This window comes from Bradyrhizobium sp. SZCCHNR2028 (genome assembly GCF_032380995.1).
Classification (GTDB): Bacteria; Pseudomonadota; Alphaproteobacteria; order Rhizobiales; family Xanthobacteraceae; genus Bradyrhizobium.
Window position 1 is genome coordinate 552822 of the sequence record NZ_JAUHJF010000002.1, and the last position, 14432, is coordinate 567253.

Consider the following 14432-nt stretch of genomic DNA (forward strand, 5'->3'; position numbering starts at 1 on the left):
ATCGCGGCCGACCGTCTCGCAGGGAGCGGTCCGGGTCGCGTCTCGAGCGCTTCGAGATTTATGCGTTAGCGCGCAGCCGAGATGCGTCGGCTGGCTTCCGGCGATCCTTGCTCCGCAGCCCTGAGATACCAGGCGCGCGCCTTGGCTGCGTCGGGAACGGCACCGAGCAACCGCGATTTCGTCAGTTCGGCCGGGTCATAGGTGCGCGCGAGCAGGAGGGAGGCGTCCGCAATCCCGGCGTCGGAAAGCCGCGTCAGGATCAGGCGCGCGCTGGCGACGTCGCCCGCGGCGAGCAGGTCGCGTCCGCGCTTCATCAGCGCATCGACCTCGTCTCGCGGCAACGGAACGGTCGGGCGAGGCGAGGCCATCGGGAGCGCAGGGGAGGGGGGCGAGACCGCCGGTGCTGCCGCGGCCGGCGCAGGCGACGTGGGCGCCGAGGGCCATGGCCGCATCGCCAGTTCTGTACTGCTGGGAGCCGCGAGCGCGGCGACCGTCTGCGGCGGGTCTTCCTGGGCGACCTTGGCTTCCGCGGGATCGATCTGGGCCAGGCTTTCCAGCACGGCGGTCGGCATGATCGGGCTCTTGCCGCCCGGCGTCGGCCCGCCGTTCTCGAAGGAGACCATGTTGACCACCATCAGGGCAATGGAGGCCGCGATGCCGACGGCGGCGCCGATCTTGATGATGCTGCCCAGCCGCAACGATTTGTCCGGATCCTCCGGCGGCAGGGGCATCACCACGGGATCGAGCTTCGCGCTCCAGGCGCGGTGCACCTCCTCATCGTCGAGGTCAAGGGCCGCTGGCCGCGCCGGCAGGAAGCTTGGCCGGGACACCAGATGATGCGGCAGGGGGACGCCGTCGGCGGGCGGATCGAATGCCGTCGGGCCGGCCTCCGTCTGGTGGCGGCGCGGCGCATATCTGCGGAGCTCTTCGTTCGCCCAGGGCGGCGCTGGTTTCGCCGGATCGTTCTGATCTGGAGCACTCATCACTAGCCTCCTGTCTCCGACGAACGTGTCGTGGGAGATAGCTTCAGGACGTCGGGCGCGCGCGGTCCAACCGAAGCGCGCATGATGCGACATCGGGGACATTGCATCAACGCTTCCGTCGAGACCGACAGGTCCGGTTTCCTTCCGACATGCACGCCATCGTTTTCGCGCGCCCTGGTCACAATCGATGTTGCTTGGTCCCTAAGCTGATCAATGTTCTTGTCGGGAAGGGTGAGTAGGTAAGGCTATTTGATGGAAATTTCCCGGCGCGCCGCATCGGTGATTGCTCGCGATGCGCGAGACCGAGGCCGAGTTCTGCGCTTTGCGGAAAGATCGGCTGGAGTATCAGGATGCCGCAGTCATCTCGACTTTGCCGCGAGGTCAGGGGCTTAGCTGACCGAGGAGTTGCAGGCGCGCCGCGAAACTCTGCAACTCAGGCGAGAAATGGCGAAAAACAAATGCGGCCGGACAATGCCGGCCGCATTCACATATCCGATCGATTTTTATTCCGCCGCCAACGCGACGGACACACAAGCGGCTTCGATCGCAACGGCAACCGACTGGATGATGGCGGCAAAGCGTACGGCGGTCTGGATCGTGGCCGCGGGCACGCCCGCGTCCTGCAGGACCTTCTCGTGCGAATCGATGCAGGTGCCGCAGCCGTTGATGGCGGACACCGCGAGCGACCACAGCTCGAAATCGGCCTTGTCGATGCCGGGGTTGGCGATGACGTTCATCCGCAGCCGGGCCGGCATCGTCGCGTACTCCTTGTTCGAGGCAAGGTGCACGAAGCGGTAGTAGACGTTGTTCATGGCCATGATCGCGGCGGCCGATTTCGCCGCCGCCAAAGCGGCGGGCGACAGCTGCGCGGCCGCAACCGATTCCAACGCCGCCACGACGCTCGGATTGCGAGTCGCAATCGCGCACGCGACGAACAGGCCATATTTGGCCTGCGGCGACAGCGTCTCGTCGGAGGCCATGGACGACAGGTTGAGCCTGACGTCCTTGGCGAAGTCCGGGATCTGGTCCTTCAGTTGCTCGATCGACATGATCAGGCGACCTTCAGGGTCTCGCCGCCGACTTCGCGGTTGCACGGGCAGAGCTCGTCGGTCTGCAGCGCGTCGAGCACGCGCAGCGTATCCTTCGGAGCGCGGCCGACATTCAGGTTGGTCGCATAGACGTGCTGGATCGTGTTGTCGGGATCGACGATGAAGGTGTAGCGGTAGGCGACGCCGTCGGGCGAGCGGACGCCGAGGCCGTCGACCAATGCGCCCTTGGTGTCGGCGAATTGCCAGATCGGCAGCTTGTGCAGATCCTTGTGGTCGCGCCGCCAAGCCAGCTTGCAGAACTCGTTGTCGGTCGAGCCGCCGAGCACGACGGCGTCACGATCCGCGAAATCCTTCGCAAGGCGCGCGAACTCGGCGATCTCGGTCGGGCAGACGAAGGTGAAGTCCTTCGGATAGAAGAAGATGATCTTCCATTTTCCGGGGAAGCTGGTCTCGGTCAGGGTCTCGAAGGCGCTCTCGCCCTTCTCTTCCTGAAGATGAAAGCCGGGTTTCACGCCGACGATTTCAAACGATGGCAGCTTGCTTCCGATTCCGAGCATTGGGGCACTCCAAGAAAATTATTGCGCTGCAATAGCGAGGCTCATTGTGCATTGCAAGCGATATGCCATTCGTTTTTAGTAGCAGTGGATTGTCGAAAACCCGACACTTGGCGGCAACATGCTGCAAGTGCAAGGTCGTGGCGATGGGGAGCTTGTGGATGGAGCTGGCTTAGACCGTCGGCTTCGTGACATTGCGATCGGGCATCGAGCGACGACAGCCGGAGCGTGCGCGTCGTCGCCACGGCAAAAGGAAGTTGATATCCCGCTGGGTCGGAGTGCCGTGCGACCTCGTGTTGACGGTCTCGACTGCGACCGATGTGCAATTTCTCTGTGCGGCCGAAGTGGCAAAATTGACATTATCGCCTTAGTAGAGATGCACGTTTGACCACGGCGGCGCGGCACGATGCAAGGTGTTGCACAGCGCACAGTGTTGTCAGCTTTTCAGCAGATCGCGTCTGTTATTTCGCCTTGCTGCGCGATGACCTGACCATAGTCTCCTCGCAGATTTTCATCGGCCTGGATGCGCCGCAGGCCTGGATCTGCGCTGCGAGGTGCGCGAGAAGCTGATTGCATTCCTGCAGCGGGAGATGCGCGAAGCCTTGCCGCGCGAGCGGGCCGACATCGCCCCGCCGCTCTCGGTGTTCGGCCGCGAGGCGCCGCCGCACCATGCAGCCATGCCGAACTGACGCCGCTAGCTGCCTTGGACGGCCGTGAGCGGCCAGTCTCCGATGATGCGGAAACGCTGGTGGGCACTGGGCTGGCGGAACAACACAATCCTGTCGATCCGGAGCTCTGTCAGTAACAGTACCGCGAATCTCTCCTGCAGCATCGTCAGGATCGGCCGGCGCCGTTCGTCGGACAGCCGGCAGGTCAGCGTCATGTGGAAGCGGAAATCCTCCATGACATAGGGATAACCCCAACGATCGAGATGATCGCGCTGCCGTGGTGTCAGCAGATCCGGCTTGCGCCGAGCACGGTCGTCGGCGGTCATCGGTGCGCGAAACGGCTCGAAGGCCTGGACACAATCGGCCGCGAACTGCTGCAGGATGGGGGACGGCTCGCCAGGGATCATCGCGATGAATCCGCTGATCGCGTCCACGATCGGACGGATGGCCGGGACGGCTCGCGGCGTGGCCGCGAACTCAGCACAAGCGGCGCAGAGCGCGGCTTCGCTCTCCGCATCCGCCAGCTCGAACGGAGCCTTCAAGGTCGCGTGAAAGCCGTATTTGCGCGGGTCTGCGGTCAGCTCAGCCCAGTCTGGAACCGTGCGGACGATCTCGCTCGGAAAGCTGCGGTCATCGCCGCTCCACGCGTCGTAACCGAGCAGGCGCGCGCCGAATTCCGCCAGGTCGGCTGTTGCTGGTGGAGCATAGTAGATCGCATAGCGCGGAAATTTGGCCATGGTTCGCTACTCCGCCGCCATGGCACGCGCCGGCCGGGCATTCAGCCGGTCCGTCTCGGTGAGATAGACCAGCCGGCCGGACGCGATCACAGCGACGACGCGGGGGCGCAACGGTACGCGGTCGTCGACCAGAATGATATCGGCGCGGCGGCCCTCGGCGAGCATGCCGCGGTCCGCCAGCCCGGCTGCGCGTGCAGGGCCGCCCGAGATCAGATCCCAGGCGCGCGCCAGCGGAAGAACGCCGTCGGCCGCAAGCCGGTACGCTGCCAGCAGTGGCGCGGGATAGTAGTAGTCGGAGGCCAGCACCGAGCAGAGGCCCTTGGCGATCATGTCGCTCGCCTTCGTCCACCCGGTATGGCTGCCGCCACGGACGACGTTGGGCGCGCCGAATACGATCGCGTCGCCCCCTTGAGCGGCCTCGCGCGCGGTCTCCTCGTTGACCGGAAACTCTGCGATGGTCACCCCCTGGCTGCGAAACGCCTTGCGCATGGCCGGGCTGTCGTCGTCATGCGACAGCATGCGGACACCAGCCTTGCGTGCGATGTCGGCCAGCCGCGCGATCGAGGCCGGAACGGCATCGGCGCGAGCGGCGATGCGCGCAACCAACCGGTCGAACTCCGCGCCGGGCAAGCCGGTGCGGTCGACCATGCGCTGGCGCTTGTGCGGCTTGTCCAGACTCGCCACCGTCGAATCCATGTGGTCGTTGAAGGCGAACAGGTCGACGCGCCGGTCGGCGAGCCACCGCCCGACCTCCTCCTCGTCGTCGAGATTGAAGGTCTCGTGGCGCAGATGGAAGCGCGTGTCGGCTGCGAGCCGCGGGCGCAGCGCTTCGATCGATTCGAGTAGGCGCCGCGCATTGTCGGCGCTGCGCAGGCCCGGCTCCCATGACCAGGTCGTCGCGTGAAAGACCGTGGTGATGCCATTGCTGATGGCCTGGCGGTCGCTGTCGATCAGCGCAACGTCTGTCGGGAAATCGACCCCGGCGCGCGGCATCATCTGGCGCTCGAACGCATCGCCGTGGATGTCGACGATGCCGGGGAGCACGGTGAGCCCCTCCACATCGAGTTCGAGACCCGACCGGCGTCCCGGTGTCCCGATGCCAGCGATCACGCCGCCGGATATGATCAAGGAAGTGTCTACGAGGTCGGTATCGACGAGGCAGCGGCCCCGCGAGATGGAGATATCGGTCATGGGGCGGCACTCTGCCGCACCGCGACGCGCGCGTCGAGGGCAGCCTCGTATTTGTCGAGAAACGCAGTGATCGCGAGCTTGCGGAAATCCGGCAGCGCCGCGCGCAGCGCCTCGTGATTCCAATCCCACCACGCCAGATCCAGCAGCCGCTGCTCGACCTCGCGCGGAAACCGGCGCTTGATCGGCCGCGCCGGATTGCCGGCGACGATGGTATAGGCCGGAACGTCCTTGGTCACGATGGCTCCGGCCGCCACGACCGCGCCGGTGCCGATGTTGCGGCCCGGCAGCACGATCGCGCCATGGCCGATCCAGACATCGTGTCCGATCTGGACATGATGCTCTCTCCGCCAGGCGAAGAACTCCACATCGTCCGGCTCTCCTGGAAAATAGGCGCTGGCGCGATAGGTGAAATGGGCCTGCGTCGCCCGCTGCATCGGGTGGTTGCCCGGATTGATCCGGGTCATCGCCGCGATCGAGCAGAACTTCCCGATCGTCGTGTAGGTGATCTGGGAATCGTTGACCACATAGGAGTAGTCGCCCATCGTCACCTCCTGCAGGATGGTGCGGGCGCCGACCTCACAATAGGCGCCAAGCGTCACGTCCTGGAGCTTGGCCGAAGGGTCAACGGTTGGTTCAATTGAAAGCGACTTGCCGGCCATCTCACGTCCTGACTCTACTCTCTACATCTGTGAAGGTGTCGGATCTCCCCTATGACAGGCGCGTGACATCTGCATGACTGCAACCGGCGTGTGGACGAGTGCGGCGCTGCGGTGTCGCTGTCACATAACTGTAGAATCCAGACGCTAGCGATAGGCCAGAGCGAGGCGTCTGGAGAATTCAATGCTGGTGGTGGATGGCCTGACGTGCCGTTTTGGCATGAAAGCCGCAGTCGACAATGCATCCTTCTCAGTTGCACCCGGCAGCTTCGTCGGCGTGATCGGGCGTTCCGGAGCCGGCAAGTCGACCCTGCTGCGGTCCATCAATCGTCTGAGCCCGGTGAGCGGCGGCCGCATCCTCTTCAAGGATCTCGATGTGACGGCGCTGCGCGGCCGCGATCTGCGGCAGTGGCGTGCGCGCTCGGCGATGATCTTCCAGCAGTTCAATCTGGTCGGCCGATTGGACGTGCTGACGAACGTGCTGATGGGGCGACTCGCCGAAATCCCGTCGTGGCGCTCGCTGGCGCAGCTCTGGCCGGCGGAGGATGTCGCCATGGCGCTGTCCGCGCTCGAGCAGTTCGACATGGCCTCCCTCGCAGCGCAGCGCGCCGATCAGCTCTCGGGCGGGCAGCAGCAGCGCGTCGCGATTGCGCGCGCGATGGTGCAGAACCCCGAGATCATTCTCGCAGACGAGCCGATCGCCTCGCTCGATCCCCGTAACACCAAGATCGTGATGGACGCGCTGCTGCGCATCAACAAGCATTTCGGCATCACCGTCGTCTGCAATCTGCATTCGCTCGATCTGGCGCGCAGCTATTGCGATCGCCTGATCGGCATGGCGACCGGACGGATCGTGTTCGACGACGTGCCGTCGGCGCTGACGGCGCAGATCGCACGTGAACTCTATGATCTCGAGGCGGACGAGGTGATGGGTTCGATCCATCCGGCACCGGCGGCAACGGTGCCGGCACTCGGCGAAGCCGCCGTAGCCTGAGATGCGGATTTCTGCAAGCTCGAGCTTCCGCATGGCGCGGGGGCGAGACCTGTTACTTACTGCAACAAGAGGGCATGTTATGATCAATCGTCGCATCGTTCTGGCGGGCGTCGCTGCGCTGGCTTTCACGGCCTCGGCGTCAGCCGAGGACTGGAAGGCGAAGTATCCTGAGCTGACCTTCGCCGTGGTCCCGGCAGAGAACGCCTCGGGTGTCACCGAGCGCTGGACGCCTTTCGTGAACTATCTCTCGAAAGAGCTGGGCGTGAAGGTGACGCTGCGTATCGCCAACGATTACGCGGCCGTGATCGAAGGCCAGCGCGCCGGCAACATCCACATCGCGAGCTATGGCTCGGCGTCGTTTGCCCGCGCCCGGCTCACCGGCGTCAAGACCGATGCCTTCGCCAACGACATCAACTCCGACGGCAGCACCGGCTACTATTCGGTGTTCTTCGTCAAGGCGAGCAGCCCGTACCGGAAGGTCGAAGACCTCAAGGGCAAGAATCTCGGCCTCGTCGATCCGAACTCAACGTCGGGCAACAACGTGCCCCGCTTCGAGCTCAACAAGATGGGCGTGACCGACGCCGAGACGTATTTTGGCAAGGTTGTCTTCACCGGCAGCCACGAGAACGCGGTGCTGGCCCTGTCTCAGGGGACTGTCGACATCGCGGCCAACCAATGGACGAGCGACAACGATTCGACGTTGGCCCAGATGCTGACCAAGGGCATGCTGAAGAACGCTGACGGTTCGCCGATGAAGAAGGACGACTTCCGCATCATTCACAAGTCGGCGCCGATCATCAACGGCCCCTACGCCTACAACACGGACCTGCCGGACGATCTGAAATCGGCGATCGCCAAGGCCTTCTTCGATGCGCCGATCAAGGACAAGGCCGCCTTCGACCGTCTCTCCGACGGCCAGAAGAAGGGCTTCCACCCTGCCACGACGAAGGACTGGGACGGCACGATCGACCTGATCAAATTCGTCGACAGCCTGCGCAAGAAGGCGTCCTGATCGACGATCCATCGATGGTGAGCCGGGTCCCGTGGGGCCCGGCTCGTCCGTTGAAGAATCCCTCACACGTCCGAACCAAGAGCAGCACGAAGCCGATGGCTGTTGCCGTTTCGATCCTTCCGAGCCAGCAGCTTGCGGCTCTGAACGAGACCTATCGGCGGGCCGTTTCGCGCCGTCGATTGCGTCTTGCCCTGTCCGCCATGGTATTCCTGGCGGTGCTCTTCGCCGCGGCCATCGGTGCCGAGGTCAATCTGCGGACGTTCTATACCTACTTCGGCAACTTCATCAGCTACTTCGATCGCATCTTCACGCTCGACGACGGGCAGCGGGTCTGGACCAATCTGCCCGAATGGTTCTGGGGCTTCAAGAAGTGGATCAAGCTGCTGGCAGAGACGCTGCTGATCAGCTACGTCGGCACGATGGCCGGAATGCTCGTCGCATTCGGTCTCAACTTCCTCGCCGCCGAGAACACCTCGCCCGCGCCGTGGATCCGCTTCACGGTGCGCCGGCTCCTGGAATTCGCCCGCACCGTTCCGAGCGTCGTGTTCGCCCTGATCTTCGTCATTGCTTTCGGGCTTGGGCCGATCCCGGGCGTGCTCGCCATCGCCCTTCATTCGAGCGGTGCGCTCGGCAAGCTGTTCTCCGAGGTCGTTGAGAATGTCGACATGAAGCCGGTCGAGGGCGTGCGCGCCACCGGCGCGAGCTGGCTGTCTTGCATGCGATTTGCCGTGCTCCCTCAGGTTATTGCGGGTTTCTCCAGCTACACCTTGCTGCGCTTCGAGATCAACGTGCGCGAGGCTTCCGTGATGGGCTTCGTCGGCGCCGGCGGCATCGGCCAGGAGCTCGTGGTCGCGATCCGCAAGTTCTACTATTCCGACGTCAGCGCCATCCTCGTCATGATCGTGGTCACGGTGTTCCTGATCGATATCGGCACCGGCTGGCTACGCGGCCGCCTGTTCGGCTCGGAGGCCCGCACATGAGCATCTCCGGCTCACCGGACGCGAAGCAGCTTGCCGAGCGCTACCCGCATATTTTCAATCGGTCCCTGTCCGCACGTTTCGCAACGCCGGTCGTGCTGCTGCTGGCTCTGGCCATCTTCGTCTTTGGTCTCGTCGATCTCGACTTCTCGCCGTCGCGGATGCTGTCCGGCCTCGGCCAGCTCGGCTGGATCGCGCGAATGATGCTGCCGCCAGATCCTGGCTCGTCGCTTCCGATCTATCTCAAGGCGCTCGGCGAGACGCTCTCGATCGCGGTGCTCGGCACCACCTTGGCGGCCGTCTTCGCGCTTCCGGTCAGCCTGCTTGCGGCCAGGAATATCGTCCCGTCGGCCGTCTTCCGCTTTCCGGTGCGTCGCCTGTTCGACACCATTCGCGGCGTCGACACGCTGATCTGGGCGCTGGTCTGGATCAACGTCGTCGGCCTCGGGCCCTTCGCCGGCGTGCTGGCGATTGCGGTTTCGGATTTCGGTGCGCTCGGCAAGCTGTTCTCGGAGGCGATGGAGAGCGCCGACCGGAAGCAGGTTGAGGGCGTGCGTGCGGCCGGCGGCAGCGCGTTGCACGAGATCCGCTTCGGCCTGCTGCCGCAGGTTCTTCCGGTGATTGCCGGCCAGGTGCTCTACTTCATCGAATCCAACACGCGCTCGGCGACGATCATCGGCATCGTCGGCGCGGGCGGCATCGGGCTACAACTGGCCGAGCAGATCCGCGTGCTGGAATGGCAGAAGGTGTCGTTCCTGATCCTGATGATCCTGGTGGCGGTGGCCGCGATCGACTGGATCTCGGGCAAGCTGCGCTTTGCGATCATCGGTCGCCGCGCCGTCGCTTGAACGTCGCGGCATCTGAAGGTTGCGATCGTTCGTTGACGAACGATCAAGGTGCGGCTTTGGCTGTGTGCACTGCACTTTCTGTCGCAAATCCTTCATGTGCGGCCGTTAGGGGAAGCTCCGGAACTGGCCGCCGTGCCAGGGAATACGGAGTCTGTCTTCATGAAGGTCACCCGCCTCGTTCTCGCTCTTCTCGCGCTGTGTGTTGCCGCGTTGTGGCAGCCGGCCAAGGCCGCGGACGTCATCTGCTACAACTGCCCGCCGGAATGGGCCGACTGGGCCTCGATGCTCAAGGCGATCAAGACCGATCTCGGCTACGACATTCCACACGACAATAAGAACTCCGGCCAGGCGCTGGCGCAGATCCTCGCCGAAAAGAGCAACCCCGTCGGCGACATCGGCTATTTCGGCGTCACCTTCGGCATGAAGGCGAAGGCGCAGGACGCGCTTGAGGCTTACAAGCCCGCGAACTGGGATCAGGTCCCCGCCGGCTTGAAGGATGCGGATGGCTACTGGACTACGATCCACTCCGGCACGCTCGGCCTGTTCGTGAACAAGGACGCGCTCGGTGGCAAGCCTGTTCCGGCCTGCTGGAAGGATCTGCTCAAGCCCGACTACAAGGGCATGGTGGGCTATCTCGATCCGAGCTCGGCGGCCGTCGGCTATGTCGGCGCCGTTGCCGTCAACCTCGCGCTCGGCGGTTCGCAGGCCGATTTCGAGCCGGCCCTTACGTTCTTCAAGGATCTGCGCAAGAATGATCCGATCGTGCCGAAGCAGACGTCCTATGCGCGCGTCGTCTCGGGCGAGATCCCGATCCTGTTCGACTACGACTTCAACGCCTACCGCGCGAAGTATACCGAGAAGGGCAATTTCGAGTTCGTCATTCCCTGCGAGGGCTCGGTGGTCTTCCCCTATGTGGTCGGCCTGGTGAAGAACGCGCCCGACAAGGACAAAGCGAAGAAGGTCATCGACTATCTGCTCTCCGACAAGGGCCAGGCGATCTGGACCAATGCCTATCTGCGTCCAGCGCGTCCGATCGAGCTGCCGGGCTCGGTGAAGAACAAGTTCCTGCCGGACAGCGACTACGCTCGCGCCAAGAGCGTGAACTGGGGCGATATGGAAGCCGCGCAAAAGGGCTTCGTCGATCGCTATCTGTCCGAAGTCCGTTGAAGGAGCACCGCGCCTCCGCCGGAGACGATCCGGTGGAGGTGCACTTGATCATATGTCGCACAAATCCTTCGTCCGGCTCTGTTTGCTGCCCCTGGGAGCCGTCACCTCGGCATTCTTTCTGTTGCCGATGGCGAGGCTGCTCGTCACCGGCGCCGAGGGACCGCACGGTCTGGCCGAATATCTCGCGATCATCCTCGAGCCGCGCTACCGCACGACACTTCTCAACACGCTGACGCTGGCGGCGGCCACCACGATTGCAACCCTGGTCATTGCGACGATCGCCGGCCTGTTCCTGCAGCGTCACCGGTTTCCGGGCCGCGCGGTCCTGGTCGCGATCCTGACGTTTCCGCTCGCGTTCCCGGGCGTCGTGGTCGGCTTCATGATCATCCTTCTGGCTGGCCGCCAGGGGATGATCGGGGAGGTCTCGTCTCGGCTCACCGGCGACAAGCTCGTATTCGCTTATTCGATCTACGGGCTGTTCCTCGGTTATCTCTATTTCTCGATTCCGCGGGTGATCCTCACGATTATGGCTGCCGCGCAGAAGCTGGACCCCGGTTTGGAGGAGGCGGCCCGATCGCTCGGCGCGAGCCCCTGGGCCGTGCTGCGCGACGTGATCCTGCCGGCGCTGACCCCGGCGCTGATCGCGTCCGGCGCGATCGCGTTCGCGACGGCGATGGGCGCGTTCGGAACGGCATTCACCTTGGCCACGAACATCGACGTGTTGCCGATGCTGATCTACACGGAGTTCACGCTGGCCGGAAACCTGGCCACCTCGGCGGCGCTCTCGGTCGGCCTTGGCCTGATGACCTGGCTGATGCTCGCATTGGCGCGCTCCTTCGCCGGCAGCTCGGTGGCAGCGGCAGGGTAGGCACGTGCGCGACAGAGTCATCTTCATCCTTCAACTACTGTTCACACTTCTGGTCGCCGCCTTCCTGGCCGTGCCGGCCGGCCTTTCGATCGCCGCGGGCGTGACCGTCAACTACTTCCGCGGCATTCAGTCCGGCGTGACGCTGCAGTGGGTAGCCCAGGTCTGGGAGCTCTACGCGGGCACGATCATGGCATCGATCCTGATCGCGCTGGGCACGCTGGCGGTCACGCTCGTGGTCGGTGTTCCCGCTGCCTACGCGCTCTACGTTCGCGGCGGACGGCTGGCGCGGCTGGTCGAGGAGATCATCACCTTGCCGCTCGCGATTCCCGGGCTCGCCATCGCGCTGGCGCTGCTGCTCACCTATGGTGGCTTCGGCAGCTTCCGTCGCTCATGGCTGTTCATCCTCGCCGGCCATGTGATCTTCACGATGCCTTTCATGGTGCGCTCCGTGATGGCTGTGTTCGCGACCATCGACGTCAAGTCGCTCGATGAGGGCGCCGCGTCGGTCGGGGCGGCGCCATGGCGCCGCTTCATCGATGTCATCGTTCCCAATGCCGCGCCGGGGATCCTGGCCGGCAGCCTCATGGTGGTGACGCTATCCCTCGGAGAATTCAACTTGACCTGGATGTTGCATACGCCGCTGACCAAGACGCTGCCGGTCGGCCTCGCCGACAGCTACGCATCGATGCGGCTGGAGGTCGCATCCGCCTACACGCTGATCTTCTTCGTCATGATCATCCCGCTGCTGGTGGCCATGCAATGGATCGGCGAGAGAGGGAGCCTGCGGTGAGCACGATGACCCGGCATGGAGCCGCGCTGAAGGTCGAGAATTGCGGCAAGACCTTTGCCGACGGGACCTGCGCGCTCGCGCGCGCCACGCTCGACATCGCGCAGAGCGAGACGCTGGTGCTGCTTGGGCCGTCCGGCTGCGGCAAGACCACGTTGCTGCGGATCGTGGCCGGGCTCGAAACACCCGATGCGGGCGGGCGCGTGCTTTTCGACGGCAAGGATCTGACGAGGCAGCCGATCGAGAAGCGCAACGTCGGCATGGTGTTTCAATCCTACGCGCTGTTCCCCAACATGACCGTCGCGGACAATATCGGCTACGGGCTCAAGATCCGCGGCGTGCCTAAGCCGGAGCGCGCCGCGCGGGTCGCGGAGCTGGTCACGCTGACCAACCTCGCCGGCCTCGAAGATCGGCGAATCGATCAGCTCTCGGGCGGCCAGCGCCAGCGCGTCGCGCTGGCGCGCGCGGTCGCGATACGGCCGAGCGTGCTGCTGCTCGACGAGCCGCTCACCGCGCTCGATGCGGCCTTGCGAGAGCGCCTGCGCGGCGAGCTCAACGGCCTGTTGCGTACGCTCGGAATCACGGCAATCTACGTCACGCATGACCAGGCCGAAGCCATGGAGCTCGGGGACCGCATCGTGGTCATGCGCAAGGGCGCCATCGCCCAGGTCGGGACGCCGCGCGAGATCTATTTCACGCCAGCCGACCGCTTCGTCGCGGAGTTCGTCGGCGCGGCCAACATCATCGAGGCTCCGATCGACGGCGACCACCTCGTTCTGCCCGGAGGGAGACAGCGGATCGCCGAGGCTGGCTCGCGCAGCAAGGCGATGGCGATGGTTCGACCGGAAACGATCGGGATCGTCGGCGCGGCGGCATCGTGCCTGACCGGCCTCGTCGACAGCGTCCGCTTCGCCGGTGATCGCCAGCGGATCGTCGTCCGCGACGCCGCCGCCGTTCCACTGACGGTGGACGCACCGAATACGATCAGGGTCAGCGCGGGTGAGCGGATCGGCCTGTCGATTGAGCCGAGCGCCATTCGTCTGCTGCCGGAGCAAGGTGGATCAGCATGAGCACGCGTCCTGTCACCATCGCCCAGATATCCGACCTGCACATCAAGACGCCCGGCCGGCTCGCCTACCGCCGCGTCGATACGGCGCGTGCGCTGGCCCGTTGCATCACGGAGCTCAACCGGTTCGAGCCGAAGCTCGATCTGGTGGTGATCTCGGGCGATCTCGTCGATACGCCGTCGTCTGCCGAATACGATCATCTCAAGGATCTTCTCGGCGAACTCGAGATTCCATTCGCCGCCGTGCCCGGCAATCACGATTCACGCGAGCTGATGCGCGCGGCGTTTCCGGGCACTCTCCATGGTGGACCTACCGGTCCGCTGAACCGGCATGTGGCGTTGGCCGATCTCGATCTGCTTCTGCTCGATTCCAGCGTGCCCGGCCATCCGCATGGCGAGCTCGATGAGGCGAGTCTCCAATGGCTCGACGCCACGCTGTCCGCCTCCAGCGAAAAGCCGGCCTTGCTGTTTCTGCATCATCCGCCGTTCGCCACTGGCATCTGGCACATGGACCGGCAGAACCTGCGCAACGCCGACGATCTCGCGGCCATCCTCACGCGCCATCCGCGGGTGCAACTGATCGGATGCGGTCACGTCCACCGCGCGGCACTGACCCGGTTTGCCGGCATTCCCTGTGCGATTTGTCCGGCGCCGAACCATGCCGTCGCGCTCGACCTGGCCGAGCTTCGACCGCCATCCTTCCGGATCGAGCCGCCGGCCTTTCACCTTCATGCCTGGTTTCAAGGACCGGGATTCGGAACGATCGTCACTCATCAGGTGCCGATCGGGGATTTCGACGGGCCGCATCCGTTCTTCAATCAAGACGGCACGCTCATCGACTGAGCGCGCAAGGACGCGACAAAGCGATGGGACGT

At 64.4% G+C, this 14432-nt stretch carries 16 protein-coding genes; 10 read left to right on the forward strand and 6 right to left on the reverse strand.

From position 1 onward, the window contains the following. Positions 1 to 65: 65 nt before the first annotated feature. From QX121_RS05810 to QX121_RS05820, 3 genes are all read right to left on the reverse strand, one after another. Complete coding sequence (locus tag QX121_RS05810; RefSeq protein WP_315811398.1) at positions 66 to 983, reverse strand: sel1 repeat family protein; 918 nt, start codon at positions 981 to 983, stop codon at positions 66 to 68. A gap of 503 nt (positions 984 to 1486) precedes the next feature. Continuing rightward, positions 1487 to 2032 (reverse strand): carboxymuconolactone decarboxylase family protein, encoded by a 546-nt coding sequence (locus QX121_RS05815; protein WP_315796499.1) that lies wholly within the window; start codon positions 2030 to 2032, stop codon positions 1487 to 1489. 2 nt (positions 2033 to 2034) lie between these two features. After that, positions 2035 to 2589, reverse strand: a complete 555-nt coding sequence (locus QX121_RS05820) for a peroxiredoxin (protein ID WP_315713058.1) — start codon at positions 2587 to 2589, stop codon at positions 2035 to 2037. Between the two features lie 551 nt (positions 2590 to 3140). Between QX121_RS05820 and QX121_RS05825 the strand changes: the two genes are divergently transcribed. Continuing rightward, entirely contained in the window at positions 3141 to 3275 is a 135-nt protein-coding gene (locus QX121_RS05825) for a hypothetical protein (RefSeq protein WP_409999314.1), read from the forward strand. A gap of 5 nt (positions 3276 to 3280) precedes the next feature. Here the strand turns inward: QX121_RS05825 and QX121_RS05830 are convergent, their stop codons facing one another. From QX121_RS05830 to QX121_RS05840, 3 genes are read right to left on the reverse strand one after another with little or no spacing between them, the layout of a single operon-like run. Further along, positions 3281 to 3991, reverse strand: coding sequence for a DUF1045 domain-containing protein (locus QX121_RS05830; RefSeq protein ID WP_315811399.1), 711 nt, complete (start codon positions 3989 to 3991; stop codon positions 3281 to 3283). 6 nt (positions 3992 to 3997) lie between these two features. Then, on the reverse strand, positions 3998 to 5182 hold the full coding sequence (locus QX121_RS05835) for an alpha-D-ribose 1-methylphosphonate 5-triphosphate diphosphatase (protein WP_315811400.1): 1185 nt from the start codon (positions 5180 to 5182) through the stop codon (positions 3998 to 4000). Further along, positions 5179 to 5841, reverse strand: coding sequence for a chloramphenicol acetyltransferase (locus QX121_RS05840; RefSeq protein WP_315741000.1), 663 nt, complete (start codon positions 5839 to 5841; stop codon positions 5179 to 5181). Before QX121_RS05840 ends, QX121_RS05835 begins: the two co-directional genes overlap by 4 nt. Positions 5842 to 6022: 181 nt before the next feature. Here QX121_RS05840 and phnC point away from each other — a divergent pair, with 181 nt between their 5' ends. From phnC to QX121_RS05885, 9 genes are all read left to right on the forward strand, one after another. Then, the gene (gene phnC, locus QX121_RS05845) at positions 6023 to 6832 is read left to right on the forward strand and encodes a phosphonate ABC transporter ATP-binding protein (protein ID WP_315741001.1); all 810 of its coding nucleotides are present in this window, start codon (positions 6023 to 6025) and stop codon (positions 6830 to 6832) included. Positions 6833 to 6911: 79 nt separating this feature from the next. Next, entirely contained in the window at positions 6912 to 7844 is a 933-nt protein-coding gene (gene phnD, locus QX121_RS05850) for a phosphonate ABC transporter substrate-binding protein (RefSeq protein ID WP_315741002.1), read from the forward strand. A 95-nt stretch (positions 7845 to 7939) separates the two neighbouring features. Next, positions 7940 to 8824: a phosphonate ABC transporter, permease protein PhnE gene (phnE, locus tag QX121_RS05855; protein WP_315811401.1), complete on the forward strand. Its 885-nt coding sequence runs from the start codon at positions 7940 to 7942 to the stop codon at positions 8822 to 8824. Further along, on the forward strand, positions 8821 to 9669 hold the full coding sequence (gene phnE, locus QX121_RS05860; protein WP_315756190.1) for a phosphonate ABC transporter, permease protein PhnE: 849 nt from the start codon (positions 8821 to 8823) through the stop codon (positions 9667 to 9669). Before phnE (QX121_RS05855) ends, phnE (QX121_RS05860) begins: the two co-directional genes overlap by 4 nt. Positions 9670 to 9828: 159 nt before the next feature. Further along, positions 9829 to 10836, forward strand: coding sequence for an ABC transporter substrate-binding protein (locus QX121_RS05865; protein WP_315796505.1), 1008 nt, complete (start codon positions 9829 to 9831; stop codon positions 10834 to 10836). A 52-nt stretch (positions 10837 to 10888) separates the two neighbouring features. After that, positions 10889 to 11704 (forward strand): ABC transporter permease, encoded by an 816-nt coding sequence (locus QX121_RS05870; RefSeq protein ID WP_315796507.1) that lies wholly within the window; start codon positions 10889 to 10891, stop codon positions 11702 to 11704. Positions 11705 to 11708: 4 nt separating this feature from the next. Beyond that, positions 11709 to 12494 (forward strand): ABC transporter permease, encoded by a 786-nt coding sequence (locus QX121_RS05875; protein ID WP_315741007.1) that lies wholly within the window; start codon positions 11709 to 11711, stop codon positions 12492 to 12494. Between the two features lie 5 nt (positions 12495 to 12499). Further along, entirely contained in the window at positions 12500 to 13561 is a 1062-nt protein-coding gene (locus QX121_RS05880) for an ABC transporter ATP-binding protein (RefSeq protein ID WP_315811424.1), read from the forward strand. Beyond that, positions 13558 to 14400, forward strand: a complete 843-nt coding sequence (locus tag QX121_RS05885; RefSeq protein ID WP_315796508.1) for a phosphodiesterase — start codon at positions 13558 to 13560, stop codon at positions 14398 to 14400. Before QX121_RS05880 ends, QX121_RS05885 begins: the two co-directional genes overlap by 4 nt. Positions 14401 to 14432: the final 32 nt, after the last annotated feature.